This window comes from Armatimonadota bacterium (assembly GCA_037138755.1).
In the GTDB taxonomy this organism is placed as follows: Bacteria; Armatimonadota; Fimbriimonadia; order Fimbriimonadales; family Fimbriimonadaceae; genus Fimbriimonas.
On the sequence record JBAXHT010000001.1, the window covers coordinates 1,546,802 to 1,559,398 of the forward strand.

Annotated in this window: 9 protein-coding genes; 8 read left to right on the forward strand and 1 reads right to left on the reverse strand. The window is 55.6% G+C overall.

The window, feature by feature from the left end; all coding sequences use genetic code 11:
• The first annotated feature begins 31 nt into the window (after nt 1-31).
• The 6 genes from WCK51_07365 to WCK51_07390 all read left to right on the forward strand — a co-directional run bounded on the left by WCK51_07365 (nt 32) and on the right by WCK51_07390 (nt 9,396).
• Nucleotides 32-961, forward strand: coding sequence for a hypothetical protein (locus tag WCK51_07365; protein ID MEI7576694.1), 930 nt, complete (start codon nt 32-34; stop codon nt 959-961).
• A 182-nt stretch (nt 962-1,143) separates the two neighbouring features.
• The gene (locus WCK51_07370) at nt 1,144-2,085 is read left to right on the forward strand and encodes a S1/P1 nuclease (protein MEI7576695.1); all 942 of its coding nucleotides are present in this window, start codon (nt 1,144-1,146) and stop codon (nt 2,083-2,085) included.
• A 53-nt stretch (nt 2,086-2,138) separates the two neighbouring features.
• Entirely contained in the window at nt 2,139-3,137 is a 999-nt protein-coding gene (locus WCK51_07375; GenBank protein MEI7576696.1) for a hypothetical protein, read from the forward strand.
• Nucleotides 3,138-3,161: 24 nt separating this feature from the next.
• Nucleotides 3,162-4,622 (forward strand): DUF1800 domain-containing protein, encoded by a 1,461-nt coding sequence (locus WCK51_07380; protein ID MEI7576697.1) that lies wholly within the window; start codon nt 3,162-3,164, stop codon nt 4,620-4,622.
• A gap of 107 nt (nt 4,623-4,729) precedes the next feature.
• Nucleotides 4,730-5,872 carry a CofH family radical SAM protein gene (locus WCK51_07385; protein MEI7576698.1) on the forward strand — a complete coding sequence of 381 codons (1,143 nt, stop codon included), beginning with the start codon at nt 4,730-4,732 and terminating at the stop codon, nt 5,870-5,872.
• Between the two features lie 281 nt (nt 5,873-6,153).
• On the forward strand, nt 6,154-9,396 hold the full coding sequence (locus WCK51_07390; protein ID MEI7576699.1) for a PDZ domain-containing protein: 3,243 nt from the start codon (nt 6,154-6,156) through the stop codon (nt 9,394-9,396).
• 71 nt (nt 9,397-9,467) lie between these two features.
• Here WCK51_07390 and WCK51_07395 read toward each other — a convergent pair whose 3' ends face one another.
• Nucleotides 9,468-11,645, reverse strand: coding sequence for a 3-hydroxyacyl-CoA dehydrogenase/enoyl-CoA hydratase family protein (locus tag WCK51_07395; protein ID MEI7576700.1), 2,178 nt, complete (start codon nt 11,643-11,645; stop codon nt 9,468-9,470).
• Nucleotides 11,646-11,821: 176 nt separating this feature from the next.
• Here WCK51_07395 and infC point away from each other — a divergent pair, with 176 nt between their 5' ends.
• Together infC and rpmI are read left to right on the forward strand one after the other, a co-directional pair.
• A complete protein-coding gene (gene infC, locus WCK51_07400) occupies nt 11,822-12,412 on the forward strand; it encodes a translation initiation factor IF-3 (GenBank protein MEI7576701.1) in 591 nt (196 codons plus the stop codon).
• Nucleotides 12,324-12,518: a 50S ribosomal protein L35 gene (rpmI, locus tag WCK51_07405; protein MEI7576702.1), complete on the forward strand. Its 195-nt coding sequence runs from the start codon at nt 12,324-12,326 to the stop codon at nt 12,516-12,518. The genes infC and rpmI overlap by 89 nt, the downstream gene beginning before the upstream one ends.
• The last annotated feature ends 79 nt before the right edge of the window (nt 12,519-12,597 follow it).

Sequence of the window (12,597 nt, forward strand, 5' to 3'; positions counted from 1 at the left end):
CGGTATAGAAGTATAGCTTATACTGCTGAGAATGCGTTTCTTAGTTGCCCTTCTTGGTATAGCCGCCCTAACCGGTTGCGCTCGTACTTCCTCGACGACTGTCGTCGATGCCAACGGAGATTGGCATCGGACAGTCAAGCTGACGATCTCCAAAGGGATGGGTGTAAACGATCCCGCAGCCGCCGCCGAAGAGTGGCCCACTCCATTCAAGCTCCCCACTGGAGCGGAGTGGAGCAAAACTGAATCCGTAAAGGAAGACGAAAAAACGATTACCCTTTCGCGGGATGTCAAGGCTGGTGACACTCAGCTCACCGACATCGTGGGCCAAGATGAGAAGAGCAAAAAGACCACACTGAAGAACTTCGTGCAAGTTAAAGAGATCGAGCCAGGAGTGTTCGAGTACTACGAAAAGATCGTCAATCCGAACCCCGACAAGACTCCAAATAGCGATATTGTCAAGTTCAAGGAGAGTCTTGGTAAAGCGCTTCCCGCTGGGGTTTCTCTCGATGACGAGGACGCCAATCTCGTTGCCAAGCAAATGGTCGTCAGCGTCTCCAGAATCATGTTTGGTCCGGACGACCACTTGTTTGGATCAATCATTACCAACCCCGAAGGTGCCGGCCGACGCCTGAAAGTCGGCCTTGGGAAGGTTTTGGATACTGCATTTAAGACTCACCTGTCGGCAAAGCTCAACGACGGACAGCGGAAAGAAGTTATCGCCAAGCTAATGGCCGAAGTGGATGGCGAATCGATCAAGAACTCCAAAAAGTCGGACGCATCGCCGGATAAGGCTGGCGAAGGCTCGTTTGTGGGGATGTCGGTCAGCGTAAAATTCCCGGGTGAAATCATCTCCACCAACGGAGAAATTGACCCTTATACGGGTGAGGTGTTCTGGGACTTCCTCTCGGCGAGCGCCGAGATCGAGCCTCTCGAACTCCGCGTCAGGTTTCGAGTCAAGTAGAGCACCTGCTTGAAGTGTGACAACTTTTCACGGCTATAGATGCCAGTGTTTCATAGCGGAAGAACACTGTTGACCACCCGCGGGCCGAGCAGGGGTCGGGCTGATTCGAAGCGAAACCAAGTTTGCGCACTGCAGATGAACCAACGGAACCTTCTAGGCTTCCCGCCGTCCATAATTACGGTATGCGCCGACTCGCCTTATTACTGTGTCTCGCCCCTTGCACCTTGCTCGCCTGGAGCGCCGATGGGCACATGCAAGTCGCCGACATCGCGTGGACAAAACTCACCCCAGCCGTCCAAGCCAAGCTCGCCAGAATCCTGGCTGCCGGAGAGCCAACGTTCACTCCGCTCAATAACGACGTTCGTGACTCTTTCCGCAAGTCGTCCACCTGGGCCGACTTTATCAAGGGCACAAAGCCGAGCATCTATGACGAGATGATCAAGGCGAACAACACGCGGTTCGAGCCAAACATCGAAAGCACCCCCGGAAACGAGGGCGTGAAGTGCAAAACGTGGCACTACTACGACGTCCCGATCCGCTACCGAGGGGCTGAACCTTCGGTTCGCCCTAGCAACGCTCTGGTTGCCCTCACCTTTTCCATCAACGAAACCGCTCGGCTCAACAAGCTCCCCGACGCAAGCCCCCGCGAGCAGGCTTTCTGGGTCTACTGGATCAACCACGTTGTCGGCGACCTGCACCAGCCGCTGCACTGCACCAGCAACCACGAGCACGATGAGGCCGGTGACGACGGTGGAAACAAGTTTATGATCACCGCACCGGACAACGACCGCTCGATCCGCCTCCACGGATTCTGGGATGGTGCGGTTGGGAAAGCAATCGCCAAAGACCGCGAAGCCGGTCTGAACGCCAATGTCGAGGCAGTCACCGAGCGTTGGGTCGCCGATCCCACCCTCCAACCCACCGCCGCCCAAGTGAAGAATCTCGACATCATGTCCTGGCTCAAGACTGGTGCCGCCCTCGCTGACAAGTTCAGCTACGACGGACTGAAGCCCAACGACAAACCGAACGAAGAGTACATGGAAGCCATGATCACCCTCAGCAAGAAGCAAGTTGTCCTTGCCGGGTACCGGATGGCGGCGATTCTGAATAAAGCTCTGGGTTAGGTCGGCAAAAGAAACGACTAGTCTCCACGCGTCGAATAGCGTAAAGTAGAAGCATGAGCCTCGTTGCCGTAGCTTTGTCTCTTCTTCTGTCTCAAGGCGGACAGAAGCCGAAGTCCACTCCTACTCAGCCGTTGCAAACAGCCCCGACATTGGGAACTGTTCAACTTCCTGGCGACAACGGGAAAGTGGGGGTCACCTATCAGCTTGGAGCGAAGGGACGCGAAATCCATTTCACGCTCGACTCCGCGACTGTCGGAATGAACTTTTCCGCCCCTGAGGACTCGCTCGTCGCTGGTGAAAATCAGCGCATCCTTGTCCTAAACTTCACAGTTCAGAACCCGCAGAAAGAGGAGATGGGACTCAGTGCGACGACGTTTGGGTTCACAGCGGTATCACCTGACGACGAGAACTTCAAGTTCAGCGGGTACCTACTAGGCCAGCCTAAAAGGGGCAGAATAAGCCAGTCTCTGAAGCCAGCCCAGAAGGTCAAGTGCGTCGTTGCGTTTCCGATCTATTCCACCGGCCCCGTCACCAAAGTGATGGTCAACAAGGGCGACGCTCCGATCCTTCGTTACGACCTCACTGGCAAGCTGGCTAAGATGGAATCCGCCTTCAGTAAAGACGGAATTGACCTTGACCAGACCACTAAGTTCCCCCTTCTGGCCAAAGGCGAGTCGCTCGACATGGGTGAATTCGGCGTAACCTATAATGGCTGGGAGTTCACCAGCGAAAAGATCAAAGGCTATGAGCCGTCGAAAGGTTTCAAATACCTGGTGATCAAGACCAGCTATAAGAACTTGGTTGCCAAAGACTCTTTCCTAAGCTTTGCCTACTTCGACTGGACAGTCAGCGACGCCTCCGGACAGAAGCTCCCCTGGAATAAGGACATCCTGTTCGAAGGCAGTGACACTCCCATTTACCAAAAACTGGTCTTTGGTGAAGACGAGATCAAGGGTCGCGTTTACTACCAAGTCCCCGAGACAATGACGTCCTTCGCCGCAACCCTGACCCATGTTGCTTCAAAAAGAAAAGTGAAACTCCAAACGAACTAGCAAAACGTCCTCTACAATAAACCCATGGCTCTGACGGAACGCGAGAAGATTGCACACCTGTATCGAAGGTTCTCCTTCGGGGGAACGGTGGCGGAGATTGACGAGGGCACTAGTGTTGGAGTCGAAGCAACGATTAAGAGGCTGATCGACTACGATACGGTTCCTCAAAATGTGACGGCACATCCTTATGAGTTTTCTTTCCGCGAAAAGGAGGAGGCCGACTTCGGCATCTGGCGATTCAGGCTTTGGTGGATCCTGCACATGGCTGCCAGTAAGCGACCGGCTCAAGAAAAGCTCTCGCTCTTCTGGCACAGCCACTTTGCCGTCAGCGACGCCAAAGTAGAACACGCCGGTCTGACCCTCGAGTATCTCCAGACCCTCCGAAAAAGTGCCAACGGCAAATTTGGCGATCTCCTCAAAAACGTCGCCAAAAACCCCGCCATGATGAAGTACCTCGATATGGATCGCGCCTTCCGAGGACGCCCTAACGAGAACTTCGCCCGCGAAGTCATGGAGCTATTCACCATGGGCATCGGGAATTACACCGAAAAAGATGTCCAAGAGCTCTCTCGGGCCCTCACCGGATGGGGCTACATCGACACCTTTTGGGAAGGCGGCAAGGACAACACCGAGCGGCTGATGACGCTGTACCGCGACAAACGCCCGTCCGGAGCCTTCTGCTACTTCCCGACCATGCGCGATACCGAGCCCAAGACCATCCTAGGGCAGACCAAAGACTTCGATGGCGACACTGCCTTGGATATGCTTGCGACTCGTCCCGAGACCGCCCGGTACATGAGCAGAAAGCTCTGGGAGTTCTACGCCTACAAGGACCCCGAGCAAGCCATCATCGACCGCCTTGCCGGAATCTGGACGAAGACCAACGGTGACATCAAACAAGTTCTGCTTGCCATCGCGCGCTCGCCAGAGTTCTACAGCGACAAGTGCGTGATGAAGCACTACAAGAGCCCTGCTGACTACGTTGTCGGAACCGTGCGCCAAATGGGTCTTGGCGAATCAATTCTCGCCATGCGCGCGAAGGATGCGAACCCGACAACACCCATCAAGCAGGAAGTTATCGATCAACTGGGTTACATCCAATACCAAATGTTTAAGATGGGTCTGGATATCTGCTACCCCAACGACGTGAACGGCTGGAAATGGGGCGAGGAGTGGGTCTCCACCAGCATGATGACGTACCGGATGCAGTACCACGGCATGATGATCTGGAATGACAAAGGCCCCTACACGGCTGCCCGTAATACCCAAGCTCTCATGCAAGCTAGGGCGCCAAAAACCGCTCCTGAAGCCAAGCAGCGCTTCCTCGAGATCTTTGACCTTCGCCTCTCTCCGAGCGCGGACCAAGTGATACAAAAGGTATTTGAAAACAACCCAACCAGCTACACCGACACCGGAGCCTGGGCTGGCACCCTCTACGCCTGCCTCAAACTTCTTTCCGCCTGTCCAGACATGCATGTCTGCTGATTCTCAACCCCCTCTCCCACCTGTCATGAAAGAGCGGCAGGGGGTGAGGGGAAAGAGTTTTCAAAGAAAACTGAAACTTTGGCGGTAAACTGAACGCAGGAATAGATATGCCAGTCGCACCCGAACGAATCGTTGGCCCGGACCTGATCGACATCTACCGAAAAGTCGACGAAGGAACGCGCCTCAGCTTCGAGGACGGCATGCGCCTCTATCAAACGCCGAACCTCACCGCCGTCGGCTACATGGCAAACATCGTGCGCGAACGACGTCACGGAAAGAAGACCTACTTCGTCGCTAACCAGCACATCAACTACACCAATATCTGCAACAAGTTCTGCAAATTCTGCTCTTTTTACGCCAAGAAAGGCGGTCCCGAGCCCTACGAGATGTCTCTTGACACCGTCAGAGAACGGCTGAGCTGGCACCGCGATGTGGATATCACCGAGGTCCACATGGTCGGCGGAATCAACCCCCGCCTCCCCTACCAGTACTATCTCGACCTCGTCAAAACCGTCAAAGAGGTCCGCCCCGGCGTCCACGTCAAGGCATTCACCGCAGTCGAAATCACCGAAATCGCCCGCCAAGGTAAGTGCACGGTTGAACAAGCTCTCGCCGACCTCATCGAAGCCGGTCTCGACTCGCTTCCAGGTGGCGGAATCGAGATCCTCTCCGACCGCGTTCACCAAGAGCTCTTCGGCAAAAAGCTCAACGGTGACGAATGGAAAGAAGTCGCCCGCGCTGCCGCCAAGCTCGGCCTGCGCCAGTACGCGACCATGCTCTACGGCCACATCGAAACTCTCGAAGAGCGCGTCTCGCACCTCATCCAGCTCCGCGAGCTGCAGGATGAAACCCAAAACTTTCTCACCATGACCCCACTCGCCTTCCACCCCGAGAAGACGGAACTTGAGCACATCCAAACCCCAACCGGAGACATGGATCTTCGAGGAATCGCGGTCACCCGGCTCATGCTCGACAACTTCGAACACGTCAAGAGCTTCTGGATCATGAACACCGCTCCCATTACCCAACAAGCCCTTTGGTACGGCGCTGACGACGCCGACGGCTTCGTCCACGAATACGAAATCACCTACAACGAAGGCGACTTCGGCAACAAGAAGCAGGTCCTCACAAGGTCAAACATGGTCAAACTCATCGAAGAAGTCGACCGAATCCCCATCGAACGCGACTCCCTCTACGAAGAAATCAAGCGCGAGCCAAAGAAGCCACTGGTTCCAATTGCTGTTGGCTAACGATCAGCGACGAAGCGCCGAAAGTCCCCTTTTCTTTCGATAAAGAGGGGATGCAAGGATGAGCCTGCTCACAACCGACCAGGCCAACGCCGCCAGCGCACGAGCTGGTGGTAGATAGTATAGAGAGAGTTACTTCGCGACAAACCCCCTCAATATTGGTCTGGCCTCGGCAAAGTTATGGTCGTCCTTGACCAAGGCATGCTCACCCCCGAGGAGTACGACGCCAAGCGCAAAGCGATCATCGACTCGATTTAGATCGCGGTGAGGTAAACATCGGAGAAATGTTGTTGCTTACTACGCTTCTCATTGCAGCTGTTCAGAACTCGGAATTTGATCCCGGTCCGAACCCGCGTTTGATGCAGCATCCGACGATCAACCGAACGACGGTCGTCTTCGAATATGCTGGTGATCTTTGGTCGGTGCCTCGCACTGGCGGCGATGCGAAGCGGCTGACGAGTTCGCCCGGGCTGGAATCGAATCCTAGCTTTTCGCCGGACGGAGAAACCATCGCGTTCACCGGCCAGTATCACGGGAACTTCGATGTTTACACCGTCCCGGCAAGCGGCGGTATTCCAAAGCGGCTCACTTACCACCCGGCCCGAAAGCTCGTGATGGGCTGGACTCCCGACGGAAAGTCCGTCATGTTCGCCTCCACAATGTTCTCGAACACGGCTGCGCCGATGATGTACACCGTAGGCACTGAAGGCGGGGTTCCCAAACAACTCCCGTTCCCGATGGGAACGATGGCGTCGATGTCGGCCAACGGCGAGCAGATCGCCTACGTTCCGGGCTACAAATGGCAAGAAGCCTGGAAGCGGTACCGAGGAGGACAGGCGTACTCGATCTGGATCGGAAACATGTCCGATTCTAGGGTCTACGAAATCCCCCGAAAGGGATGGGAGACGTTCCAGCCAATGTGGATCGGCGACAAGATCTACTTCCTTAGCGACGAGAAAGGGCCCGTCGGGCTGAGCAGCTTTGATGTCAACTCAAAGAGGGTGGCCGAAGAAATCCCTGGTAAGGGCTTCGATCTCAAATCCGCATCCGCCGGACCAGGAGCAATCGTCTACGAAAAACTGGGCTCGTTGAACCTGTTTGACCTGAAAACGAAGGCTTCGACCCGACTCCAAATTAACATCGAAGGCGACTTTCCAGAAGTGAGAACGACCTTCAAAGACGCCTCCAAGAACATCACTGGAACGGCCGTTTCCCCGAGCGGACAGCGCGCCGTTATTGCTGGTCGCGGCGCAATCTTCACTGTTCCCGCCGCCAAGGGCGATGCAAGATTGCTGACGCCCCAAACCGGCGTCTTCCGTCGCGACCCTTCTTGGTCGCCCGACGGCAAAACGATTTCGTACATCACTGACGAAGCCGGGAAGCAACAAATGGCACTGTTTGATGTTGCATCCTCGACGACCAAGCTCGTGGACCTCGGCGATTCTCCAGCCTACTATTACGGCTCAGGCAGCGCGTACTGGTCGCCAGATTCGACCAGGATCGCTTACTGGGACAACCGAAACAAGCTTTGGGTTCTGGAGCTCGCAACCGGCAAGAGCACGTTTGTGGATCAGACGCTGTTCACTGATCCAAATGTCGCTCAGCTGTCTCGTTGGTCGCCAGACTCAAAGTGGCTCACCTATGCGCGCGACCTCGAGAGCCACATGCAAGCGGTGTTTGTGTACAGCTTGGAGTCTGGAAAATCGACTCAAATCACCGACGGACTGAGCTTGGCGAAGAGCCCCATATTTGATCGCAACGGCAAGTATCTGTACTTCTATGCCAGCACCAACGCGGGTCCCGCGACAAGCTGGCTCGACATGTCGAGTATGACCAACCCGGTCATTTTGAGCTCGGTCTATTGCGTCGTTTTGCGGAAGGACCTTCCGAACCCTCTCAGCCCCGAGAGCGATGAAGAGGTGGTTCCTCCTGCAGCGGGAAGCGAACCGGCCAAGAAACCTGAGGAACCCAAGTTCTCGATTGACCTGGATGACATTGATCAGAGAATCATCACTCTGCCAATGCCAATCGGCGAGTACACCGGGCTCGAGCCGGCCACCGGTGGCTCGTTCTTCGCAATGTCCACACCGCCTCATGTGAACCCAATGGCGGGTTCGCCGATTTCATCGGTCAGTAAGTGGAGTATGGATTCCCGAAGAAGCACGCCCTTCGGATCCGCACTTTCGATCACCACCACGCCGAGTGGAGCGAAAGCAATGGTCGTCGGGCCAGCTGGTCCCGCAATCGTTTCAACGATGGCTCCTTGGGGACCAGGCGAGGGGGCGATCGACCTCTCCGGCCTCAAGTTGAAAGTGAACCCGCGAGAAGAGTGGCGGTCGATTTTCAATGAGATTTGGCGCAACGAACCGATGCTGTTCTATGCCGCAAATCTTCACGGTATCAACGCCGAGGAAATGCGTCAACGTTACGAGCCGTTCCTAGCCGGAATCTCGTCGCGCAATGATCTCAACTACCTCTTCACCGATATGCTCGGCGAGATCGTTATTGGTCACATGTGGGCCTCCGGTGGAGATATGCCCAGCGTGGGCGGAACTCCGGGCGGGCTTCTCGGTGCGGATTACACCATGGAGAATGGCAAGTACCGCCTCAATCGCATCTACAACGGGGAGCGATGGAATCCAGGACTTTACGCTCCGCTTGCTCAACCGGGAATCAACGCGAAGGTGGGCGAGTACATCTTGGCAATCGACGGGAAGGAGCTTGTTGATTCAAACGACATTTACGAGCTGCTGGAAGGCAAAGCCGGGAAGCAGGTAAAAGTTCGGATCGGGCCTAATCCTAACGGAACCGACGCCCGTGAGGTCACGGTGGTTGCGATCAATAGCGAAGGTGCGTTGCGCAACCGAGCTTGGTCAGAAGACAACCGGCGTTATGTCGATAAGATGACGAACGGTCGTGCGGGTTACGTTCATGTTCCGGATACAGCCGGTGGAGGTTGGACCTCCTTCATACGTTACTACTACTCACAGGTTGGAAAGGACGGAATTGTGGTTGACGAGCGCTTTAATCAGGGCGGTCTGATCGTTGACTACATCGTTTACGAAATGAGCAAGGTTCTGGACGGGGCCTTCACGCCTCGTGATGGACGCGACTGGCCGACTCCAGGGGCAACCATTTTTGGCCCGAAAGTCTTGATCACCAACCAGTTCGCAGGTTCGGGTGGCGACATGTTCCCTTGGCTGTTTAAGCATAAGAAGATCGGTCCAATCATTGGGAAAAGGACCTGGGGAGGCCTCGTTGCCTCGTTCGGCTTTCCGACTGTTGATGGCGGAAACATCAACTCGCCCAACTGCGCGTTTTACAACGTTGATGAAGGGAAGTGGGATGTGGAGGGGCACGGTGTTGATCCCGATTTTGACATCGAACTCGACCCATACCTGTGGCGCCAGGGCAAGGATTCACAATTGGAAAAGGCAATTCTCGAAATCAACAAACGCCTAGCCAACTACAAGGCTCCTGCTCTGAAGCGACCAACCAACCCAGACAAGAGCAAGATCGGCAACTGAAGCTCTGAGTCGCTTCTTCCTGGGGATCACCGCGGGGAGAAGCGACTTTTAGAGTAACTCGAAAAGGGATTCTAGTTTCGTAACGGCTTGCCAGTTTCAAGCATGTGCGCGACTCGAGCTTTTGTTTCGGGCCTTTGGCAAAGTAGGAGGAAGCGTTCGCGTTCGAGGCGGAGGCAGTCTTCGTAGGAGGTTGCTTTCACCATGCAGTGCTTCAGCTGGTCGCCGATGAGTACGTCGTAGGCGGTGTAGGTGGGGTCTTTGAGCTTTTCGTCGACCATGCCGGCGGTGTGCGGGGGCATCGGTGTCCAATCTTGGGCGGGTGTGGGCTCTACGGTCAACGCTAGCTCGCGGGCGCGGGTGATGAGCATATCAGGGTGGAAGGCGACTTTGTCTTGGTCGCGCAGGAATCCGTTTTGGCGGGCTTCGACGGCGTTTGTGGCAACGTAGCCACTGGTCATGAGTCCAATGGTGTCGCGCATCATCTGGGGGCCGCCCTGGCTGCGCTGTCGCATCATTGTGACGCCACGTCCGCCGGGGATGAGGCCGACCCTTGACTCAGGAAGTCCGATCTGGGCGTCGGAAAGGGCAACGACCTGAGGGCAACTCATGGCGAGCTCCAACCCGCCGCCGAGGGCGTAGCCGTGAAGTGCGGCAACGACTCGCCGAGAGGCGAGTTTCTCGCCGAGGGATTGAAGGCGCTCAAGAGCGGATTCGATCCCGATCCAGTCTTCGCGTTCTATGGCGTCGAGGAAGAATTTGAGGTCGAATCCGACGGAGAACGCCTTGGTGGATGAGGCGAAGACGAAGCGGCCCTCGGGCTCTTGGTCGAGCAAGGCGTGGAGATCTTCGACTCCTTGGGGCGGCACGGAGCCCATCTTGGTCCGCAGCTCAAGACTGCGGACGCCTTCGCCGAGGTCGCGGACATCCACGAGACCTTGGGTTGCGACAATCGGGTAGTCGGTGAGCGGGCGGTAGGCGGGTTCGCGGACGATTGCGAATCGCTCAAACTCGGTTGGAGCCAGCTGACCTTCAGCGGTGTAGAACTGCTTATCGGCACCCAGAACCGTCTGTGAACCGATCATGTCGATCATCTCGAACGGCCCGGCTTCCCAGCCGAAGCCCCACTGCATGACTCGGTCGAAGTCTTGGACGGAGTAGCAGATGGATGCTTTGAGGTAGTCGGCGTAGCGAAGCGTGGGCAGCAGATAGAGCCGAAGGAATTCGCCGACTTCGTCTCGTGCGGAAAGGCCGATCTTAAGCCGCTCGGCAAGAGGCTTGCGTAGGTTGTCGGTGACGGTGGGAAGGTTGGGCTCGATGCGGGGATGATAAGCGTGGGTGGTGAGGTTGAACGAGAGGTAGTCGTGGCCAATTTTGTCGTAGTAGCCCTTTCCTGCCTTGTTACCGATATTCCCATGGCTTAGGAGGTGGTCCATCGACTTGGGGTTGATGAGGGTGCCGATGTAGGGATCTTCGGGGCAGCGAGCAAACTGATTCCGGGCGATATCTTGCATGATATCAAGTCCGACAATGTCGTTGAGGCGGAATGATCCAGATCGGGGACGACCGAGGAAGGGGCCTGTGATCAGGTCCACTTGCTCGATGGAAAGCTGAAGCTTTTCGGCGATATGAATGGCGTGGTACATCGACCACATTCCGTAGCGGTTGGCGATAAAGCCGGGGGTGTCAAGAGCGTGTACGACCCGGCGGGCGACACGCTTCTCGAGGAATTCGGTGACCGCTGCGTGGGCTTCGGGGGTAGTGTGGTCGGTGTCAATGAGTTCGAGGAGTTTGAGATAGCGCGGAGGGTTGAAGAAGTGGGTTCCGAAGAATCTTTTCTTAAAGGAGTCAGATCGGCCCTCGACGAGAAGGGAAATTTCTAGGCCGCTGGTGTTGGTGGAAATCAGGGCGTCTGGATCGAGCAAGGTTTCGAGTTTGTCGTAGAGGGCTCGCTTTGCGTCGAGCTTTTCGATGATGGCTTCGCAGACCCAGTCGGCACCTTTGACCCAGTCGAGATTCTCTTCGATGGAACCGAGACGGATTTTGTCTGCGGTGCCTCGAACGAAGAAGTGAGGGGGCTTTGCGGTCTTAGCGCGGTCGAAGCATGCGTTGACCGATTGGGTCGTTAGGTCTAATAAGGTGACGTTAAAACCAACATTTGCTAGGTGTGCGGCGATGCCAGACCCCATGGTTCCTGCGCCAATGACGCATACTGTATTACCTGTCTTCAACCGATTGGCCAGTGAACCCACAATACTGCTAAGGATACCGACCAAGAAAGGTTCCTGGCTTCCCTTCATTGACAGGTAAAAATGCCGAAGCTATAATTGGCATACAAACCAAACACACATGATGAAAACTACCGAGGTGAACACCCATCGCAGGATTTAGGGGACGACGTCCCGTCCGACCAGAGCCAGGCCCAGATATCAACGGCCGGCTTCTGAAGCACCGTGAGCTACGAATTGTCGGCTCAGAAGGTGAACAGCTAGGGGTCATGACGACCCGAGATGCGCTTGATCAGGCACGAAGCCAGGGGTTGGACCTTATTATGGTCGCGCCTCATGCGCAGCCTCCGGTGGCAAAAATTGCCGATTATGGCAAGCACAAATACCTTGAGGGCAAACTTGGAAAGGATAAAAAGCCCAAAGGACAGGAATTAAAGGGTATAAAGATAAGTCCGCGTATCGCAGAAAACGACATGGCGCACTTGTCACGGAACGCAATCAAGTTCCTTGAGCACGGCGACAAAGTCAAAGTCACCTGCATGTTTCGACAGCGCGAGCTTGCTCACCCAGAAAACGGATTGAAGCGACTCGAGCATTTTGCCGAACTGGTGAGCGAAGTGGGTACGGTCGAAAGACCACCGAATTTGGATGGGCGCCAGATGATCATGGTGCTGATGCCAAAGCCGGGAGTGAAGAAGAAAGATGCCAAAGATCAGGACAAACAAGTCGGCAGCGAAGAGGTTCAAGATCACCGGGACGGGGAAGATCACTCGACGCAAGAGCCACAATAACCACCAGTTCCTGCACAAGCGCAATAGCACCAAGCGTGCTCTTGAAGGCGAGCCGGTACTGTTCCGAGGCGAGACAAAGCGCGTTAAGCGACTTCTCGTTCTGTAGTTTTATTCCCGACTTCGTCGGGACCCGACCCCTTACCGCTACCGCTCTTGATTGAGCTGGGACCCGGTGGAAAGATACT

What these genes read in the sequence shown, in the direction of transcription:
- WCK51_07365 (MEI7576694.1), top strand. Translation starts at nt 32, where the DNA reads ATGCGTTTCTTAGTTGCCCTTCTTGGTATAGCCGCCCTAACCGGTTGC.
- WCK51_07375 (MEI7576696.1), top strand. Translation starts at nt 2,139, where the DNA reads ATGAGCCTCGTTGCCGTAGCTTTGTCTCTTCTTCTGTCTCAAGGCGGA.
- rpmI (MEI7576702.1), top strand. Translation starts at nt 12,324, where the DNA reads ATGCCAAAGATCAGGACAAACAAGTCGGCAGCGAAGAGGTTCAAGATC.
- WCK51_07370 (MEI7576695.1), top strand. Translation starts at nt 1,144, where the DNA reads ATGCGCCGACTCGCCTTATTACTGTGTCTCGCCCCTTGCACCTTGCTC.
- WCK51_07390 (MEI7576699.1), top strand. Translation starts at nt 6,154, where the DNA reads ATGTTGTTGCTTACTACGCTTCTCATTGCAGCTGTTCAGAACTCGGAA.
- WCK51_07385 (MEI7576698.1), top strand. Translation starts at nt 4,730, where the DNA reads ATGCCAGTCGCACCCGAACGAATCGTTGGCCCGGACCTGATCGACATC.
- WCK51_07380 (MEI7576697.1), top strand. Translation starts at nt 3,162, where the DNA reads ATGGCTCTGACGGAACGCGAGAAGATTGCACACCTGTATCGAAGGTTC.